Source organism: Streptomyces sp. NPDC093018 (assembly GCF_040684035.1).
In the GTDB taxonomy this organism is placed as follows: Bacteria; Actinomycetota; Actinomycetes; order Streptomycetales; family Streptomycetaceae; genus Streptomyces; species Streptomyces murinus.
Genome location: NZ_JBFBFF010000007.1, coordinates 174,104 through 191,486 on the forward strand (window position 1 = coordinate 174,104; position 17,383 = coordinate 191,486).

The window sequence follows — 17,383 nt, forward strand, 5'->3', positions numbered from 1 at the left end:
AGCCATCCGTGGGGGATCGTCGGCTGGGAAGTGACGCCCCCCCGGGCATCGCGTCGCGGCGTCGCGGCGTCGTGACCGAGGGGCCTGCCGGGAACTTCCCTCCCCGCAGGCCCCCTTCGACGCTCGTCCGTCAGAACGGTCAGAACTGCTCGACGAAGTACGGCTCGACGGTCATCCAGCCGTTGCCCCGGGCGCCGTGGTACGTGCCCTGGTTGCTCTGGGCCAGCGTGTACCAGGAGTCCACGTAGTCGGGGTCGTCGGTCCACCAGTCGTCCGGGATGGCGTCCAGGATCGCGTTCACCAGCGGGATGTAGGTGCCCTGGTCGGTGATGGTGAGCAGCGCCGTCGCGATCGCCTTGGCGAGGTCGCGGTAGTTGGTGCTGCCGTCCTCCTCCATCATCACGGCGTCGGCCAGGTTGTACTTGTAGTTCGACCAGTTGACCAGGATCTGGTTGGGCTTGTAGACGGTGCCGTCGTAGTCCAGGTACGGCATGTCCACGGGGTCGACGCGGACCTTGCCGTCCTGGCCGAAGCCGCTGACCAGGGTGTAGATCTCGGCGGCGCCCTTGATCCAGGGCTCCTCGTCGTCCGACAGCTCCACCGCCGTGATCTTCGTGGTCCAGTATCCGGCGGTGGCCGCGGCCTTCGGCGCGGCCGCGGTGTGCGCGGTGTTCACGGCGACGGGCGCCGCCGAGGGCACACCGTCCTTGACCAGTTCCTCGCGCAGGACGTCCATACCGGCCGCCAGCGCCTTGGAGCTGTCGACGTCCACGACGTACACCGGGTGCGCGGGGGTCGTACGGGCGTCCAGCCGGTGGGCGCGGCCCCGGCTGTCGTAGGCGGTCACGGTGGTGGCGTCGTCGTCCGAGACGGCCGCGGCCACCCAGGGGGCCGTGCCGGCCGTCAGCGCGGCGCGCATCGAGGGGTCGCCGAGGCGCAGCTGGAGCAGCGGGCCGGTCTTCGCGCCGAGGCCCTTGGCCTGGGCGATCTGCCGGTCGGCGGCGGCGAGTTGGGACTTCAGCGCACCGTCGGCGCGCTGGGTGACGGGGACCTCGTGCGCGTTCAGGGCGGCCGTGCGCAGCCGCGTGTTCCAGGAGGCGTCGCCGAGCGAACGCGCGATGGCCCGGGCCGCCCGGTCCTGGGCGGAGGTGACCGCGGACGCGGTGGCCGAGTGGGCGTGCGCGGCGCGGGCCGCCGCCGCATCGGGGGCCGGGGCGGCGAACGCGGCGGGTGCGGCGGCGAGGGTCTGGGCCGCGCAGAAGGTGACCAGGGTGGCCGCGGCGGCGGTGAGGGTGCCGCGTCTGCGGGTGTGGCGAGGTCTCACGAGGATCGATCCTCCGGGTGGGGAGTGGTCGGTGACACGTGCTCGGGGGTGGCGCCGGAACCGGGCCCGCGCAGGGTCTATGCGGGTAGATGATTCCCCCGTAATAATGACGGGGACATGTCACTCTGCACAAGGTTTTCACAGCGGGAACAGATGAACTTCTTTGCTCTACAAAGAAGTTGATGCAGCGTCAGGCAAGAGGGATGTCGTGTCCCTGGCCCCGCTCATCGGCCGGGCGGGGCCCGAAGTGGCGGCGCTCCGCCTCCTCGATGGGCACGTCGTCGATGGATGCCTCGCGGCGGCACATCAGGCCGTTGCCGGCGAACTCCCACAACTCGTTGCCGTACGAGCGGAACCAGCGGCCCTGGGCGTCGTGCCACTCGTACTGGAAGCGGACGGCGATGCGGTTGCCGCCGAAGCTCCACAGGCTCTTGCGCAGCGCGTAGTCCAGTTCGCGCTCCCATTTGGCGGTCAGGAAATCGATGATCTCCGCGCGGCCGGTGAGGAAGACGTCGCGATTGCGCCAGACGGAGTCCTCGGTGTAGGCGAGGGCGACCCGGTGCGGGTCGCGGGTGTTCCAGGCGTCCTCGGCGGCCTGGACCTTGGCCAGGGCGCCGTCGAGGTCGAAGGGCGGCAGGGGCGGGCGGGTGCCGGACATGGCGGGGCGGTCCTCCGGGTCGGTCAGCGGATCGGCCGCAGCATCTCGGAGCGCACCCGAAGGGTGTGCTCGGCGGCGTCCTTCAGGTCGACGTACGACGTGGTCATGTAGGCGACGCGGGCCAGTGTGTTGCCGTCGGCCCAGGCGCAGGCCGGGTAGGTGAGCGCCTGTCCGTCGGTCCAACTGCGGCTCAGGTACTCACAGCTGACCCTGACGGGAGAGGAGGCCGGGGTGAGGTCCCTGGGCGGGGTGACCACTTTCACGGGGCCGGCCGTGGAGCCGCGTTCGGCGAGCAGACGGGCGCGCAGCGAGGCGGTGTTCCTGAATCGGCCGTACATGCCGGTCACCACCACATCGTCGTAGTCGGCGCCCTTCAGCCGGTACGACGCGACGACGCCGTGGGCGGCTTCGGCGTCCAGGCTCAGCCGCCAGGTCCGCGCCATGGTCCGGCCGGTGGTCGCGGAGTCGTCCCGGCGCAGCTCGTACCGGCCGTCGAGCACCGTGTGCGGAACCGTCAGCGTGGACTCGGCCCGGGGGAAGCTCGTGCCGAAGACCTTCCCGGACAGCACGACCGCCGCCAGGATCGCCACGATCAGCAGCAGGGCCCCGCCGATGACCGCCGCCACGAGGGCGGCCGGTCTCTTCCGCGGCGGGGGCAGGGGCGGTGCGCCCCAGGGGTCGAGGTGCGCCGACTGCGGCGCCGAAGGCATGGACACGCCAGAAAGATACTCGATGTGATCATGGAATTACGCGTGCTGTCCCGCGGAGCCCCGCCAGTGCCGGATCTCCAGCGCCGCGGCGACGTCGAGCGGATGCTCGGCGAGCGGGCGGGGGAGCAGCCGGTCGGCGCGGCCGAGGCGGCGCAGCAGGGTGTTGCGGTGGGTGAACAGCCGGGTGGCGGCCCGCGAGGCGTTGCACTGTTCGGCCAGGAAGGCGCGGACCGCGTCGGTGAGGTCGGCCGGGGCGTGCTCCAGATCGCCGAGGGTGCGTGTGACGAAGCGGTCGGCGCGTTCGAGGTCCTGGGAGAGCAGGGCGACGAGTTCGACCTCGTCGTGCGAGGCGAGGCGCTGGGCGGAGGCCAGCCGGGCGAGCATCCGCTGGGTGGTGAGGGCGTCCAGATGGCTGCGGCGGAAACCGTTGACGCCCGGGGCCGGTGAACCGAGCGCGATCCGCACGGCGGGCAGCCGGCCGAGCCCGGCCCGTACCCGGTCGGTGTCCGGCCGCCCGGTGAGCCACACCCAGCGGGTGGCGTCGCTCGCCATCACGCTGAGCAGGTGCGCGGGACCCGCCGCGGCGGCCAGCAGGTCGGCGGCGCGGTCGAGTCGGCGCAGCTCCGCCTCCGGGGCGTCGGTCCAGACGACGGCCGCGGTATGGGTGGCGTCCAGCGGATAGCCGAGGCGGGCCTCGGCGCGCTGCCGGGTCATGGGCGCGCCGTCCAGGAGCAGTGCGACGGTCTCACGGCGCTCGGCGTGGGTGCCGCTGGTCAGCTCCGTCAGCTCGGCGTTCATCTGCGCGGACATGGCCGCGACGGTCCGGTCGACGAAGTCGGAGATGGAACGCAGGGACACATCGAGCAGCTCGGCGAGTTCCTCGTTGTCGCCGGTGAGCGAGCAGGCGATGCGCGTCCACACCCGCACGGCTACGCTTTCGCCCGCGCGATAGGAGTCCAGCGCGGGCTCGGCCAGCCCCCGGCGCACGATGTCCCGGGCGATGGCACGGGTCACCTCGCTCTCATGGGCGGGCACCGGCGCGCCCGGTGCGTTGATGTTGGCGGCGGCCCAGTGCAGCAGATTGGCCCGGTTGGCCCGCCGGATGCCGGCCGAGAGCACCGGATCGTCGGCGATCGGCCTGCGCGGCTCGCCGGCCAGGGTGGCCGCGTCGAGCTCGGCCAGCCACTCGGGCCGGGGGGTGAGGGCGATCTCGGCGCCCCGCCGGATCAGCTTCCGGATCCGGGGCGACGGCGGACTCCACGACATGGCAGGCAACGTAGCAGTGCAGAGTGCACAAGTGCAGGGTGAATTTTGGTGCGAACTGCCTCTAGGCGTGGGCGGTGTTCATTCCGACCATGGAGCGATCCACCGCCGCTGTGAGGGAGCCGCCCATGTCCTGCGAAGCCGACCCGCCCGCTGCCGAGCATCTGGACGTCCTGATCGTCGGCGCCGGGATATCCGGCATCGGCGCCGGCCACTATCTGACGACCGGACTGCCGGACAAGAGCTTCGCGATCCTGGAGGCGCGCGCCGACCTCGGCGGCACCTGGGACCTGTTCCGCTACCCCGGCATCCGGTCGGACTCCGATCTGCACACCTTCGGCTACGAGTTCAAGCCGTGGCGGGACCCGGAGTCGATAGCCGACGCGCCGCGGATCCTCGCCTATCTCCGGGAGACCGTGCGCGAGAACCGCCTGGAGTCCCGCATCCGCTACCACCACAAGGTGCTCGGCGCCTCCTGGTCGAGCGAACGGGCGCGCTGGACGGTCGAGATCGAGCGCACGGACACCGGCGAGCGGACGACGCTGACCTGCGGCTGGTTCTTCTGCGCGATGGGCTACTACCGTTACGACGCCGGGTTCACCCCGCACTTCGAGGGGCGGGAACGTTTCCGCGGGGCGATCGTGCACCCCCAGCAGTGGCCCGAGGACCTCGATCACACGGGCAAGCGCGTCGTGGTGATCGGCAGCGGCGCCACGGCGGTCACCCTCGTGCCGTCGATGGCCCGCACCGCCGCCCGGGTGACGATGGTCCAGCGCACCCCGTCGTACATCATGCCGGTGCCCCGCAAGGACCCGATCGCCAACGCGCTGCGGGGGCTCCTGGGCGACCGGCGGGGATACGCGCTCGCCCGGCGCAAGAACATCGCCCGGCAGCGCGCCGTCTGGTCTTTCTGCAAGCGGCACCCGAAGGCGGCGCGCCGGATCATCCGCTGGGTCAACACCCGGCAACTGCCCGCGGGCTACCCTGTCGACGAGCACTTCAGCCCGCCGTACGACCCCTGGGACCAGCGGCTGTGCGCGGTCCCGGACGGCGACCTCTTCCAGGCCATCAGGAACGGCAGCGCCTCGATCGTGACCGACCGGATCAGCACCTTCACCGAGAAAGGCGTCCTGCTGCGGTCGGGCCGGGAGATCGAGGCCGACATCATCGTCACCGCCACCGGACTGAACGTGCAGGCGCTGGGCGGCATCCCGGTGACCGTCGACGGAACCGCCGTACATCTGCCCGACACCATCGCCTACAAGGGCATGATGCTCTCCGGCGTCCCCAACCTCGCCTACGCCATCGGCTACACCAACTCCTCCTGGACCCTGAAGGTCGGCCTGCTCTGCGAGCACTTCTGCCGTCTGCTGGCCCATATGAGCACGCACGGCTACGACAGCTGCCGGCCCGAACCGGCCGACCCCGCCATGCCGACCCGGCCGTTCCTCGACTTCGGGGCCGGCTACATCCAGCGCGCCGTCGGCCAACTGCCCCGGCAGGGCGACCGCATGCCCTGGCTGACCTCCACCGGCTACACCGACGACGTACGACTGCTGCGCTCCGACAGCGTCACCGATCCCGAACTGCGCTTCGCCCGCATCGGCGCCACCGAGCGCCGGGCGGTGGCCCGATGAGCGACACCGGGGACCGCTTCCTCACCACCCCCGCGGGCCTGCGCCTCTGCTACCGCGTCGAGGGACCCGAGGACGGCGTGCCCCTGCTGCTGATCGCCGGGCTCGGCCTGGACCTCACCTCCTGGCCGCGGCCGATGGTGGACGCCTTCACCGGCAGCGGCTTTCGGGTCGTCCGCCCCGACAACCGCGACATCGGCCGCTCCGACCGGGTGCAGACCCCGCCGCCGGGGCTGCTGCGCCAGGCACTGGCCCGGCCGCGCCCGGACGCCTACGACCTCGCCGACATGGCCGAGGACACCCGCCACCTCCTCGACCACCTCGGCATCGAACGGACCCACCTGGTCGGCATGTCGATGGGCGGCATGATCGCCCAGACCCTCGCCGCCCGGCACCCGCACCGGGTCACCACCCTGACGTCCGTCTTCTCCACCACCGGCAGCAGGAAGGTCGGCCAGCCGGCGCTCTCCACCCTGGTGCGCATGGCCAAGCGGCCCGCCAGGACGCCCGAGGAATCGGTGACCCGGCACCTGGCCCTGCTCGCCCACATCGGCTCCCGCGTCTTCCCGCCCGACGAGGCGCGCGAGCGGGCCTGGGCCCGCGCGGTGTGGGAACGCGGCCGGGACGCCGAGGGCGTCGCCCGCCAGATCGGCGCCATCCAGGCATCCGGCGACCGCACCGCCGAACTGCGCCGGATCACCGCCCCCACCGTGGTCGTGCACGGCACCCGGGACCCCATGGTGCACCCGAGCGGCGGCCGCGCCACCGCCGCCGCCGTCCCCGGCGCCCGGCACGTGGAGATCACCGGCATGGGCCACCATCTCGCCCCCGGGGTCCTCGACCGCCTCGTCGGCCTGACCACCGACCTCGCCCGCGGCCACGGCGCCGCCGTCACCCGCACCCGGACAGGGGAAGCCGCATGAGCACCGTCACCGGCAAGGTCGCCGTCGTCACCGGCGCCGGCTCCGGCATCGGCCGCGGTCTCGCCGCCGAACTCGCCCGCCGCGGCGCCCGGCTCGCCCTCAGCGACATCGACGGGACCGGTCTGGCCGAGACCGTCGCCCAGGTCAGGTCCCTCGGCGCCGAGGTGCACACCGCGCGGCTCGACGTCAGCGACCGCGCGGCCGTCGAGAGCTACGCCACGACCGTCGCCGAGCACTTCGGGGTCGTCCATCAGGTGTACAACAACGCCGGTATCGGCGGAGGCGGCGGCAGCGTCCTGGAGACCGACTGGAGTGTCTACGACCGTACGATCGCGATCAATCTCTTCGGGGTCGTCCACGGCACCAAGGCGTTCCTGCCCCATCTGATCGCCTCCGGGGACGGACATGTCGTCAACATCTCCAGCCTCAACGGGATCATGGCGCAGCCCACGCTCAGCGCCTACTGCGCCGCCAAGTTCGGGGTGCGGGGATTCACCGAGACGCTGCGCACGGAGATGCTCGCGGGGCGCCATCCCGTACGGGTCAGCGTCGTCCACCCCGGCGGGGTGCGGACCAACATCGCCACCGCGGCCCTCGACGCGGCCCGCGGGCGGGGCATCGAGATCCCCGCCCGGCAGCTGGCCCGCGCCCGCGTCTACAACGACAAGCTGCTGAAGATGCCCGCCCGGCAGGCCGCCACGATCATCGTCGACGGGGTGGAGGCCGGCCGGCCGCGCATCCTGGTGGGCCGGGACGCCCAGGTCGCCGACCTCCTCGTCCGTCTCTTCCCGCGCCTGTCACCGAAGCTGACCGTGCTGTTCGAACGGAGGCTCTTCGGCAAGGCGTGAGGGGAGGGGGAAGAAGGACGGGGGACGGGAGCAGTCACTCCGCCGCCGCGCACGCCGACCTGCCCGCCGCCGCGGTGCTCGACGTCCTCGACGGGATGGTGGAGAAATCCGTCCTGACGCACCGGCAGCACGACGGCCGCTCCCGCTACCACACGCTGGAGACCGTACGGGAGTACGGGCAGGAGCGTCTCGCCGCGTCGGGGTGCGAGAGCGTACTGCGCCGCCGGCACCGCGATCACATGCTCGCCCTCACCGGGCGGGCCCAGCGGGAGTGGTTCGGGCCGCGGCAGGTGGAGTGGTTCACCCGGCCGCGGCTGGACCACGCCAATCTGGGCGCGGCGCTGGAGTACCGCCTGCGGACGCCCGGTGAGACGGCGGCGGGACCGGCCATGGCGGTCACGCCGCGGCACTAGTGGGTCCGGGCGCGCTCCCTCGCCGAGGGCCGGCGCCGGCTCGGTGACCTGCTGGCCGCGGGGGACGGCGAGGCGGGCCCGCCGCGCGCACGCCCTGGCCACCTACGTCTACCTCGGCATCCTCCAGGGCCGGCCGACCGGTGAGTCGCTCGACATCCTGGACAACTGCGCGGCGCTCGCCGAGCGGCACGGCGATGTCCACGCGGCGTCCTGGACCGCGCACCATCGCGCGATGCTCGCCACCTGGCGGGGCGAGTTCGCGGCCGCCGCCGAGCTGTTCGAAGGGGCGCGTAGGGCCTTCCGTGCGGCCGGGCTGCTCGACGCGGAGGCCGAGTGCGCGGTCAAGCCGGCCATCGTCCACGCCTACGGCGGTGACGCCGGTACGGCCGCGCGGCTGTGCCATGAGGTGCCGGGCGTCACCGAGACGCACGGCGAGACCTGGCTCAGGGGGCTCGCCCTGTTCGCCGAGAGCCAGCTCGCCCGGCGGTCCCGCGCGCCCCGGGAGGCCGCCGAGCCGGATCGCCCCGCCATCCGTCTGCTCCGCTCCTTCCACGACTGGTGGGACATCGCGATGTGCGTGGAGGTCATCGCCTGGAGCAGCGCGGGCGAACCACGGCGGGCGGCCCGGCTGCTGGGTGTGCTGCACCTGTTGTGGGGAGCGGTCGGGGTGAGCCTCAGCACGGCGCCGAGGCCACCCTGGACCGGGCACTGGAGTATGTCCTGGACGCGGCACCGGCCGCGCCCGGGGAACACCCCGCCTCGCCGCTCACCCGGCGGGGGTGGGAGGTGGCGGGCCTCGTCGCGGAGGGGCTCACCGACAAGCAGACAGCCGCACAGCTCGTGATCGCCTAGCGCACCGCCGAGAACCACGTCGAAGAGATCCGCACGAAACTCGGGTTCTCCTCCCGCTCCCGACTGGCCGTCCGGGCACATCAGAAGAGGCGGGAGGACGCGCCGTGAGGGTGGGCCGCGCTGCCGGAGGGCGCCGAGCGGTGGCCGAGGGCCGGCACCGAGTCGGTGGTCGAGGTCTGGTGGGCCGATGAGCGGCGCCGGCTCGGGCTGAAGCCTGTGGAACGGCGGTATCTGCGGGGGGACTTCGCGGAGTGGGCCGCTCGGTGGCGGTCCGGGTGGGCGCGGGAGTGCGGGCGAGGGGTCCTGGGGCGCCGACGCCGTGCCCGGGGCGCCCGAGGGGCCGGCGCGTCAGGACGGGTGACGCACCGCGAGGACTTCGAGGAGCCGGTCCACGGGCAGCGCGGGCAAGGTGTGGCCCGCGTGGCCCGTGGTGGTCGTCGCGGCGAGCAGGGAGTTGAGGACGGCCTCCTCGACGGCGTCCAGGACGGCCGCGAACAGCGGGCTCAGCTCGTCGTCCGGCACCGGGGCGCCGGAGTCCGGACGGGTGGAGAAGGCGAGGGCGTAGTCGCCGCTGCCATGGCTGTAGGCGGCGCCGACGCGGGCCAGCGCGAACACGGCGCGGCGCGCGACGCGGCTGAGGCGGCGGGCGTCCAGCGGGGCGTCGGTGGCGACCACGATCATGCAGGAACCGGTCTCCGCCGCCGGTCCCGGCGCGCCGCTCAGCCCGACGGCGCCCGGGGTGATCGTGCGGCCCAGCACCCGCAGCGTGCCACCGAAGTTCGCCTGCACCAGGGCCCCGACCGTGTACGGCCGCCCGCCCAGGTCCGTCGTACGCGAGGACGTGCCGATGCCCGCCTTGAAGCCCAGGGCGCCGGTGCCGGTGCCCGCGCCGACACAGCCCTCGGCCACCGGGCCGCCGCGCGCCGAGCCGAGCGCGGCCCGCACATGCTCCTCGCGCACCGGGCGGGCGCGGATGTCGGACAGATAGCCGTCGTTGCACTCGCCCACGACCGGGTTGAGGCTCTGCACGCCCGAGCAGCCGGGCCGCTCCAGCATCCAGCCGACGAGGGCGTCCGCGACCCGGAACGCCGACAGGGTCGAGGTCAGCAGGACCGGCGTCTCCAGCGCCCCGAGTTCGGTGAGCTGGGTGGTGCCGATGAGCTTGCCGTAGCCGTTGCCGGTGAACACCCCGGCGGGCAGCGGCGCGTGAGGACCGACGGCGTCCGGCACGACGGCGGTCACCCCGCTGTGCACATCGGGCGGCAGCCGGACCGTGGTGTGCCCGACCCGGACGCCCGGCACATCGGTGATCGCGTCGAGCGGCCCCGGGGCGAACTCGCCGACGACGATCCCGAGATCACGGGCCCGGGGCCGGGCCGAGCGCGGGTGAGCGGAGGATTCCATACCGCAGGACGCTACCCCCCCGCCGACCCGTCAGGCCGCCTGCTCCTCGATGCAGGACAGGCATGCCTGCCGGGAGTCCTCCGCACGGACGACCTCCCAGCCGTCGGGCACGGTGCTGCCCACGGGCCAAAGGGAGTACTCGGTGAGGGAGTTGCGCAGGACGACGTAGGAACGGCCCGTGTCGTCGAAGGGGTTGGTCATCGAGGGCTCCGGTCGAAGGGAGGGGCGGGTCTCAGTCGAACAGGCGGCGGCTCATGCCGCGCACGGCGAGGAACCAGGCGGCCGCGGTGCAGCAGCCGAGCACCGCCGGATGCAGCAGATCGACGGCGCCGAGCGTCCCGAAGGCCGGCTTCGTGGTCCTGGACGAGGACGACACGGACCTGTCACTGCTCGCGGTGAGCACACACCTCGCGGACCGCCTCCCCGCCCATATGGTGCCCGCCACCCTGATCCCCTGGACCACTTCCCACTCACCCCGAACGGCAAGCGTGGACCACGCCGTGCTCGCGGCCCATGCCGCGCAGCCCCTCCCGGCAACGACCGGCACCACCCCCGACCGGGACGCCGACGACCTCGTATCGGTGATCGCCGACATCTGGTCCGAGGTCCTCGGCGCCGGCCCCCTCGGCCCCATCGACGACTCCTTCGCACTCGGCGGCGACTCCTTCCACGCCATCCGCGCCGTCCGCGAACTGGAATCCCGCACCGGCCTCCAGGTCCCCATGCACCTGGACTTCGAAGCCTCCGAGGTCGCCGAGTTCGCCGCCGCCGTCACGGCAGACACCGAGACGGCGGGCGAATAGGGAAGACGCCTGGCCGACGTCGGGCGTGCACCGCCAAGGGCGGAGCGGCAGGGAGCGACGGCAGGGGCGACGGCACCCCCGTAGCCGCCGCCCCTGCCGCAAGATCGTGCTACGGACGGACACGCACTGTCAACGATCGTTTTCGGCTGGTCATCCGATCGTTGATTCCCCATGTCAGCGCGTGTTGCCCCCGGTGACCCCCGGCACCCCCGCCATCGCGATGCTGACCCTGCGGCTGTACCGCTGGAGTGCCAGCTGGCCGTCGTGCGGCTCGCCCGGATAGCTGTCCAGCATGGAGCCCAGTTCGGCGATCCGCAGGGCGCCGGCGCGGAAGAACTCGGTGGCGACGGGGACGGCGTGGTCGGGCGCGGTGTGCAGGCCCACGGTCTGGAGATAGCGGCGCATCGGGTGCAGGACGCGCACGATGTCCTCGCGCGGCAGGGGCTTGACCCAGACGGTACCGAACAGGGGGGAGGCGGTGAGGCCGGGGCGCTTGTCCGCGAGGACGTGCCAGCGGCCGTCGGGTCCGCTGAACGTCCGGGTGAGGCCCAGGTGTTCCTCAAGACGGGCGACCGTGACGACGTTGGTGACCTCCGCCTGCTCGGCCGTCTCCCTCGGGAGCTCGGGGAACGCGTCCGCCTCGGCGGCCAGCGCGTCCGCGAGGGCGCGGGCCTCGGTGAACAGCACCTCCGTGTCGTCCGTGTCGACGTAGACGACCTGGGGGCTCGTGCAGGTGCGCTGGCCGTTGCGCAGGATGTCCCGGGCCAGGGCCCGCAGCGCCCGGCCGTCCCGGCGCTCACCCGTACGGTCGAGATAGGCGAGGGATATCTTCGGCCCCCACTCGACCAGCCGGCACCCGGACGGCAGGAACCGCGCCACCCCCTCGACCGCCTCCTCGGTGCCCCAGACCGCCACCGCGTCGGCCGGGCGGCACAGGTGCCGCAGCCACTGCGTCTCGCGGGAGGAGAAGCGCAGCACCACGAGCCGGTCGCGCACCTGACCCGAAGGATCGGCGTCGGCGAGCATGGCCAGCGCGTGCTGGGTGAACAGGCTCTCCCCGCCACTGGTCTTGACAACGTTGACATTTCCCGCGAGCAGGCCCTCGACGACGCTGAGCACGCCCGCGACGGCCACATTGCGCGGGGCGATGTGCACCAAAGTGCCGATCGGCTGCCACAGCTCCGCCGCACCGCCCGCGAACGCCGCCGGAGCGGGCCGGTGCGGAGCGGCGCCGCCCAGCTCCGCCGTCAACTGGGCGGCCAGCAGCCCGCGGTCGAGGGCCGCGGCGAGCCCCGCGAGGGCGGCCGCCGCGTCGGCGGCGGGCAGCGCCGTCGTCGCCGGATCGGTCAGATCGGTGAACAGCCGCTCGTACTGCGCACCTTCGCGGTCGGTGAGCGTCTCGGCGAACTTCTCGCAGGCGCCCAGGACATGCTCGACGTCCAGCGGCCCGGACAGCGCGGGAAGGAGGGAGCCGAGCCGGCCGAGCCGACGCCCGGCCTCCTCCTCGTCGACCCATTCCCCCTGCCAGTAGTAGGGCGTGGTCATGGTCTGCGCGACGGTCGTCATCGAATCTCCAGAAGTTCCGCCGCGGCGACGGCACACGTACGGTTACGGCGCACACCCGCGCGCCCATGGACCTCGAACCACGGTGTGGCGATCCCGCAGTCACCCGGCGGATGCAAGGTGCCGAGATCGGCCATCAGGACACTGTGGGCGGGCAGCGCCGTGATGAACGGCGACACGAACTGGAGATAGCCCACCTCGCCGTGCCCCACCGGCTCCAGGGAGCGCACGTCCCGCACGACGCACCGCGCCCACACCGGCACATGGAAGTGGTGCGCCGCGCACTCGATGTACGGCAGACAGTGCTCGACCGAGCCGTAACAGTCCCGGATCCGCTCACCCGGGATGCCGAGCCGCCGCTCGATCCCCTCCCGGAACTCCCCGCGCCCGATGGCCCGGTCGGCGTGGCTCTTCCAGCCACCGCCGGTCAACACCAGGGAACCCTCGGGAAGCCGCAGCGGCGGCACCCCCATCGTCCCCATCCGCTCCAGCACGGAGTGCAGCAGCGCGGGGAACCCGACGATCCGTACCGGCTCCTCGCGCGCCGCGAACTCCAGCAGGGCGTCGACACAGCCCATGGGGTCGAACTCATGGCCGGCACCGGTGTTGCGCAGCGCGTGCCGGACCGAGGCGACGGGCGCGAAGTCGCACAGCTCGTTCAGGCCGTGCGCGGCGCCCATGGTGAGCCGCGGATCCGGCTCGTACCCGAGGACGAGGTAGTTGGCGGGACGCTCGACGTCGATCAGCCCCAGCGCCTTCATCGTCCAGGCGTCCATCCGCTGCGCGGCCCCGATGGACCAGGCGTCGAACCCGATCTCCGTCTTCTCACCACCCGTCCCGGACGACGTCAGCCGCAGCGCCACGGCGTCGTCCTCGATCGAGCTCAGAGCGTGTCTCTTGAACAAGTTCACATGTATGTAGGGCAGTTCGGCGACCTGCTCCACACTGTCCAGATCCGGTGCCCCCGCCTCCTTCCACAGCGCCCCGTACAACGGATTGCGCAGGGCGTGCCAGGCGCTGGTCTCCCGCATGGCCGCGACGAACAGCTCGTCGGCGGCCGCGTCGGCGCGAAAGGGGTCGGAGACGTCGCACAGCTCCTGCACCCGCGGCAGCTCTCCGGGTTCCGGGACCTGAAGGGGGTGGAAGTACTTGGCGAGGGAATCGAGTTGACGTACGAGCTCGGCGTCAGGGGTCGACGCGGTGGTCATAGGACTCCTTGGTGATCACTACGTGTGCAGACCAAGTTGAACCCGCCACGACTTGAATCCCCGACGGACCCGATGAGTTTGAGCCAGCCTCACAAGCTCTCCTCGGACGGCCCGGCGAGGTCCGGTCGGGGGCCGGTCGGGGGCCGGTCCACTAGGGTCGAGATCATGACGCCAACCCTTGCCGGCAGCGCATTCGACTCGCTCCGCCTCGACGCCGTGACCGACCAGGAGGCGCTGCGCCGGGTCTACGAGCTTCCCAGCGCCGCGGCCGTGCGCAAGCAGATGACCGAACTCACCGAGCAGACCCGGCGGCTGATCGGATGCTCGGCGCTGGTCCTGGTCGCCAGCGCGGACGCCGAGGGCAACTGCGACGTCTCCCCGCGCGGGGGCCCCGCCGGGTTCGTCTCCGTCCTGGACGACCGGACGGTGGCGATACCGGACGCGACCGGCAACAAGCGGCTGGACACCCTGCAGAATGTCATCGCCACCGGACGCGCCGGGCTGCTGTTCATCATCCCGGGGCGCACCACGACGCTCCGGGTGAACGGCCGGGCCTGCGTCTCCACCCGCCCGGACCTGCTGTCCCAGCTGACCGCCGTGGGCAAGCCGCCGGCCAGCGCGCTGGTGGTGGGCATCGAGGAGGTCTACCCGCACTGCCCCAAGTCGCTGCTGCGCAGCGGCGCCTGGAAGCCGGAGCAGTGGCCGGCGGCGGACGCCCAGCCGACCTCCGCCGAGGTCACCCTGGCTCAACTGCGGATGCCGGAGCTGACGATCGCCGACATCGAGCAGGCGGAGGCGGACTCGCTGAAGTACCGGTACGAGTAGGAGTCGTCCGCGCGAGGCGCGCACGCGAGAACGGGAAGAGGACCGGGCATGACCGACGATCGGACCGGCACACCGGACAGCACCGCGGTGCGTACCGCCCTGTGGCGGGCGATGCACCTCCAGGTCGACCCGCCGCCGCACGTACTGGAGGACGCGATCGGCCTGCGGCTCGCCGCCCCCGGCGACGGCTGGCGCGAGCGCCCGGACATGGACCCGGACGCCACCAGGGCGTTCCGCGCGGCCATGGTCTCCCGGGCCCGCTTCATCGAGGACCTGGTCACCGAGCAGGCCGGCCTGGGCGTCACCCAGTACGTCATCCTGGGCGCCGGCCTGGACACCTTCGCCCAGCGCCGACCGGAACTCGCCTCCCGGCTACGGATCTTCGAGGTCGACCGGCCCGGCCCGCAGGCATGGAAGCGCCGCCGCCTGGTCGAGCTCGGCTACGGCGTCCCCGACCGGCTGCACCTCGTACCGGTCGACTTCGAGTCCGGCGCGTCCTGGTGGGAGCGGCTGACCGAGGCCGGCTTCGACAGCGGCCGTCCGGCGGTCGTCGTCTCCACCGGCGTCAGCATGTACCTCACCAAGGACGCGACCGCGGCCACGCTGCGCCAGGCCGCCGCCCTCGCGCCCGGTTCCACGCTCGCCATGACCTTCCTGCTGCCGGTCGACCTCGTCGATGCCACGGACCGCCCCGGCCTTCGCGCGAGCGAGACCGGCGCACGGTCGTCCGGGACGCCGTTCATCAGCTTCTACACGCCCGAGGAGATGCTGGCCCTGGCCCGTGAAGCCGGGCTCGCGGACGCCCGGCACGTCTCGGGGACCTCGCTCGGCGACCGCTACTTCGCCGATCGCGCCGACGGGCTGCGCCCGTCGAGCGGCGAGGACCTGCTGCTGGCCACGGTCAGCGGGTCGAGATCTCGTTGACGGACAGATTGCCCCAGGTGTGGTTCGCGGCCTTCACCACGAGGCGGACGCCGGTGGTGGAGACCGCGGCCGGCAGGGGCAGCGCGGCGAGCTCGACGCTCCCGCTGTCGCTCGCCCAGTCGATCGTGGCATCGCTCGACCGGGTCGTCCACGCCGTGCCGTTCCAGGTCTGGACGTCGAGCCTGGTGATGCCCTGCCCCTGGCCGTAGTGCGTGGCCAGGACGACCTCCGACACCGCGCGCGGACTCGGGAAGCTCAAGGTGATGGTTCCCGGATAGCCGACGCCGGTGTCCGGGCTGGCCCAAGTGGCCTGGTCCGAACCGTCGGTGAGGGCGGCGGGGGACGTCGACTGCCCGTTGCCGAAGCTCGTGTCGGCCGTCGGGGCGGCCTCGTCGCGGCCGGTGCCCGCGCTGCGCTGGAGGCCGCCGAGGTCGGGCATGCCGGCCGGGAGCGCCGTACCGGTCGCGTCACGGCCGCCGTCGTGGGCGATGTCCAAACCCCGGGCGAGGACGGGGGAGCCGGCCGTCGGCAGGTAGCCGGAGAGATCGTCGAGCGAGGTGGCGGTGCCCGGCGCGGTCAGCCGCGCGTCTCCGGTGAGCGCCGCCTTGTCCGCCGGGGGGACCGGGCCGTCCTGGTAGAGATTGCGGTCGTAGGCGACGGCACCCGAGCCGTCGTACGGCAGCCGGGCTCCGTCGTAGATGACGTTGTTGCGGAACCTGACGCCCTGGACCGTACTGCTCCACACCTTGACCAGGCTGAACGACGCCCGGTCGGGGTTGTTCGCGATGAACGGGGTCAACGGCACCCAGACCGTGTTGTTGTAGACATCGATGTTCCTGGCATTGGTCGAGAGCGCGAACACCTGATTGGCGTCGCCCTGGCTGACGTTGTAGCGCACCGTCGCCTCGGCCGGGGCGCTCCCGGTCGACACCGCGATGAAGAAGCCGCCCTCGTTGTCGTGGCTGAAGTTGTACTGCACCAGGCTGCGATGCACGGACGCGTCGGCGTCGAAGGCGGTGCCGTCGCTCGACAGCCCCCAGTACTTCGTGCCCGACACCTCGTTGAACCGCACCACCGTGTCGTCCGCCCCGGCCCACCAGATGCCGACATTGCCGTGCTGCTGAGCGGCCCGCTGCACCCGGTTGTGCTCGATCAGCGCGCCGCTCGCCTGCATGACCGTGATGCCGCCCGCCGAGACGTCGTGCACGGAGTTGCCCCGCACGACCACCCCGGTGCTCGGCGTCCACGGCCGGAAGTCACCGGCCGGGATGCCCATGAGGTCGGGCCACAGGGAGTTCCAGCCCTCCCGCTGCATCCACTGCGACCAGGTGACGATGCCGTAGGACCGGGTGTCGTAGACCTCGTTGTCCTCGATGGCCAGGTTCTCGTAGTACGTGGGCGTCCGCTTGCCCCGGGCGCTGACGATGATCCCGCCGGCGGCGGGATCGGACGCCGTACTGCCCGACGACGCGCCCTGGATCGCGTGCACCCGGTTGTCGCGGAGGACGACGCCCGCGACGGCACCCAGGTCGGTGGCGTCGACCCCGATCCCGATCCGGGGGGTCGTACCGGAGCCGGAGTTGGTGACCTCGAAGCCGGCCACGACGATGTCGTGCTCGTCGCTGACCCTGATCGCGGCGTCCACCGCTCCGCCGCCCTCGATCAGCGGTCGCGCGCCGCTGCCGTAGGAGGTCAGCACGACGGGGTCGGCCGCGGTGCCCGAGCCCTTCGGACTGAGCTGCCCGGTCCAGCGGCCGCCCGCCCTGAACCGCACGGTGTCGCCGGGGAGCAGGGTCTGCGCGTCGACCTTGGCCAGGCTCCGCCACGCCGTCGCCGGGCTGCGGCCGTCCGCGGTGTCGCTGCCGTCCGGATCCACGTAGTACGACGTTCCCGCCGCGCGTACGGCCGGGTGGCCCGGGGCGGGTGCGGGGGAGGCCAGGGCCGGGGGAGCGGTGATTCCGGCACCCGCGCACAGCAGCATGGCCACGAGGGCCGCCCCGGGGAAGCGTCGACCAGGTGACATGGGGGCTC

The 17,383-nt window shown here is 72.5% G+C and carries 18 protein-coding genes; 8 read left to right on the forward strand and 10 right to left on the reverse strand.

Going from position 1 to position 17,383, the window contains the following annotated elements:
* Window positions 1-139: 139 nt before the first annotated feature.
* From AB0N90_RS18330 to AB0N90_RS18345, 4 genes are all read right to left on the reverse strand, one after another.
* Window positions 140-1,324: a DUF3103 family protein gene (locus AB0N90_RS18330; RefSeq protein WP_365197690.1), complete on the reverse strand. Its 1,185-nt coding sequence runs from the start codon at window positions 1,322-1,324 to the stop codon at window positions 140-142.
* 190 nt (window positions 1,325-1,514) lie between these two features.
* Window positions 1,515-1,982 (reverse strand): nuclear transport factor 2 family protein, encoded by a 468-nt coding sequence (locus tag AB0N90_RS18335; RefSeq protein ID WP_365197691.1) that lies wholly within the window; start codon window positions 1,980-1,982, stop codon window positions 1,515-1,517.
* Window positions 1,983-2,005: 23 nt separating this feature from the next.
* A complete protein-coding gene (locus tag AB0N90_RS18340) occupies window positions 2,006-2,698 on the reverse strand; it encodes a hypothetical protein (protein WP_365197694.1) in 693 nt (230 codons plus the stop codon).
* 30 nt (window positions 2,699-2,728) lie between these two features.
* Window positions 2,729-3,958: a PucR family transcriptional regulator gene (locus AB0N90_RS18345; protein WP_365197697.1), complete on the reverse strand. Its 1,230-nt coding sequence runs from the start codon at window positions 3,956-3,958 to the stop codon at window positions 2,729-2,731.
* A 125-nt stretch (window positions 3,959-4,083) separates the two neighbouring features.
* Between AB0N90_RS18345 and AB0N90_RS18350 the strand changes: the two genes are divergently transcribed.
* Genes AB0N90_RS18350 through AB0N90_RS18370 form a run of 5 tightly spaced genes read left to right on the forward strand, consistent with a single transcriptional unit; the run spans window position 4,084 to window position 8,617 of the window.
* On the forward strand, window positions 4,084-5,592 hold the full coding sequence (locus AB0N90_RS18350; protein ID WP_365197700.1) for an NAD(P)/FAD-dependent oxidoreductase: 1,509 nt from the start codon (window positions 4,084-4,086) through the stop codon (window positions 5,590-5,592).
* Window positions 5,589-6,512 carry an alpha/beta fold hydrolase gene (locus AB0N90_RS18355; RefSeq protein ID WP_365197703.1) on the forward strand — a complete coding sequence of 308 codons (924 nt, stop codon included), beginning with the start codon at window positions 5,589-5,591 and terminating at the stop codon, window positions 6,510-6,512. Before AB0N90_RS18350 ends, AB0N90_RS18355 begins: the two co-directional genes overlap by 4 nt.
* Window positions 6,509-7,360 carry an SDR family oxidoreductase gene (locus AB0N90_RS18360; RefSeq protein ID WP_365197705.1) on the forward strand — a complete coding sequence of 284 codons (852 nt, stop codon included), beginning with the start codon at window positions 6,509-6,511 and terminating at the stop codon, window positions 7,358-7,360. Before AB0N90_RS18355 ends, AB0N90_RS18360 begins: the two co-directional genes overlap by 4 nt.
* Window positions 7,357-7,773, forward strand: coding sequence for a hypothetical protein (locus tag AB0N90_RS18365; RefSeq protein ID WP_365197708.1), 417 nt, complete (start codon window positions 7,357-7,359; stop codon window positions 7,771-7,773). The genes AB0N90_RS18360 and AB0N90_RS18365 overlap by 4 nt, the downstream gene beginning before the upstream one ends.
* A 43-nt stretch (window positions 7,774-7,816) precedes the next feature.
* The gene (locus AB0N90_RS18370; RefSeq protein ID WP_365197711.1) at window positions 7,817-8,617 is read left to right on the forward strand and encodes a hypothetical protein; all 801 of its coding nucleotides are present in this window, start codon (window positions 7,817-7,819) and stop codon (window positions 8,615-8,617) included.
* 356 nt (window positions 8,618-8,973) lie between these two features.
* Here the strand turns inward: AB0N90_RS18370 and AB0N90_RS18375 are convergent, their stop codons facing one another.
* From AB0N90_RS18375 to AB0N90_RS18385, 3 genes are read right to left on the reverse strand one after another with little or no spacing between them, the layout of a single operon-like run.
* Window positions 8,974-10,029, reverse strand: coding sequence for a P1 family peptidase (locus AB0N90_RS18375; RefSeq protein ID WP_365197713.1), 1,056 nt, complete (start codon window positions 10,027-10,029; stop codon window positions 8,974-8,976).
* 30 nt (window positions 10,030-10,059) lie between these two features.
* Window positions 10,060-10,230 (reverse strand): MbtH family protein, encoded by a 171-nt coding sequence (locus AB0N90_RS18380; RefSeq protein ID WP_365197715.1) that lies wholly within the window; start codon window positions 10,228-10,230, stop codon window positions 10,060-10,062.
* A 31-nt stretch (window positions 10,231-10,261) separates the two neighbouring features.
* Window positions 10,262-10,405 carry a hypothetical protein gene (locus AB0N90_RS18385; protein ID WP_365197718.1) on the reverse strand — a complete coding sequence of 48 codons (144 nt, stop codon included), beginning with the start codon at window positions 10,403-10,405 and terminating at the stop codon, window positions 10,262-10,264.
* Window positions 10,406-10,424: 19 nt separating this feature from the next.
* On the opposite strand from AB0N90_RS18385, the gene AB0N90_RS18390 reads away from it, so the two are divergent.
* A complete protein-coding gene (locus AB0N90_RS18390) occupies window positions 10,425-10,832 on the forward strand; it encodes a phosphopantetheine-binding protein (protein ID WP_365197721.1) in 408 nt (135 codons plus the stop codon).
* A 174-nt stretch (window positions 10,833-11,006) separates the two neighbouring features.
* On the opposite strand, the gene AB0N90_RS18395 is transcribed toward AB0N90_RS18390, so the two are convergent.
* Entirely contained in the window at window positions 11,007-12,398 is a 1,392-nt protein-coding gene (locus tag AB0N90_RS18395; protein ID WP_365197724.1) for an acyl-CoA reductase, read from the reverse strand.
* Complete coding sequence (locus AB0N90_RS18400; RefSeq protein ID WP_365197727.1) at window positions 12,395-13,603, reverse strand: acyl-protein synthase; 1,209 nt, start codon at window positions 13,601-13,603, stop codon at window positions 12,395-12,397. The genes AB0N90_RS18395 and AB0N90_RS18400 overlap by 4 nt, the downstream gene beginning before the upstream one ends.
* A gap of 165 nt (window positions 13,604-13,768) precedes the next feature.
* On the opposite strand from AB0N90_RS18400, the gene AB0N90_RS18405 reads away from it, so the two are divergent.
* Both AB0N90_RS18405 and AB0N90_RS18410 read left to right on the forward strand, forming a co-directional pair.
* Window positions 13,769-14,428 carry an MSMEG_1061 family FMN-dependent PPOX-type flavoprotein gene (locus tag AB0N90_RS18405; protein WP_365197730.1) on the forward strand — a complete coding sequence of 220 codons (660 nt, stop codon included), beginning with the start codon at window positions 13,769-13,771 and terminating at the stop codon, window positions 14,426-14,428.
* A 48-nt stretch (window positions 14,429-14,476) separates the two neighbouring features.
* A complete protein-coding gene (locus AB0N90_RS18410) occupies window positions 14,477-15,352 on the forward strand; it encodes a class I SAM-dependent methyltransferase (RefSeq protein ID WP_365197732.1) in 876 nt (291 codons plus the stop codon).
* Here the strand turns inward: AB0N90_RS18410 and AB0N90_RS18415 are convergent.
* The gene (locus tag AB0N90_RS18415; protein ID WP_365197735.1) at window positions 15,330-17,375 is read right to left on the reverse strand and encodes a right-handed parallel beta-helix repeat-containing protein; all 2,046 of its coding nucleotides are present in this window, start codon (window positions 17,373-17,375) and stop codon (window positions 15,330-15,332) included. The two genes, AB0N90_RS18410 and AB0N90_RS18415, sit on opposite strands and share 23 nt — an antisense overlap.
* Window positions 17,376-17,383: the final 8 nt, after the last annotated feature.

Bases quoted from the DNA above. Each gene is read 5' to 3' on its own strand.
- AB0N90_RS18360 (WP_365197705.1), top strand. From the start codon at position 6,509: ATGAGCACCGTCACCGGCAAGGTCGCCGTCGTCACCGGCGCCGGCTCC.
- AB0N90_RS18375 (WP_365197713.1), bottom strand. From the start codon at position 10,029: ATGGAATCCTCCGCTCACCCGCGCTCGGCCCGGCCCCGGGCCCGTGAT.
- AB0N90_RS18395 (WP_365197724.1), bottom strand. From the start codon at position 12,398: ATGACGACCGTCGCGCAGACCATGACCACGCCCTACTACTGGCAGGGG.
- AB0N90_RS18400 (WP_365197727.1), bottom strand. From the start codon at position 13,603: ATGACCACCGCGTCGACCCCTGACGCCGAGCTCGTACGTCAACTCGAT.
- AB0N90_RS18410 (WP_365197732.1), top strand. From the start codon at position 14,477: ATGACCGACGATCGGACCGGCACACCGGACAGCACCGCGGTGCGTACC.
- AB0N90_RS18405 (WP_365197730.1), top strand. From the start codon at position 13,769: ATGACGCCAACCCTTGCCGGCAGCGCATTCGACTCGCTCCGCCTCGAC.
- AB0N90_RS18415 (WP_365197735.1), bottom strand. From the start codon at position 17,375: ATGTCACCTGGTCGACGCTTCCCCGGGGCGGCCCTCGTGGCCATGCTG.
- AB0N90_RS18335 (WP_365197691.1), bottom strand. From the start codon at position 1,982: ATGTCCGGCACCCGCCCGCCCCTGCCGCCCTTCGACCTCGACGGCGCC.
- AB0N90_RS18350 (WP_365197700.1), top strand. From the start codon at position 4,084: ATGTCCTGCGAAGCCGACCCGCCCGCTGCCGAGCATCTGGACGTCCTG.
- AB0N90_RS18380 (WP_365197715.1), bottom strand. From the start codon at position 10,230: ATGACCAACCCCTTCGACGACACGGGCCGTTCCTACGTCGTCCTGCGC.
- AB0N90_RS18355 (WP_365197703.1), top strand. From the start codon at position 5,589: ATGAGCGACACCGGGGACCGCTTCCTCACCACCCCCGCGGGCCTGCGC.
- AB0N90_RS18345 (WP_365197697.1), bottom strand. From the start codon at position 3,958: ATGTCGTGGAGTCCGCCGTCGCCCCGGATCCGGAAGCTGATCCGGCGG.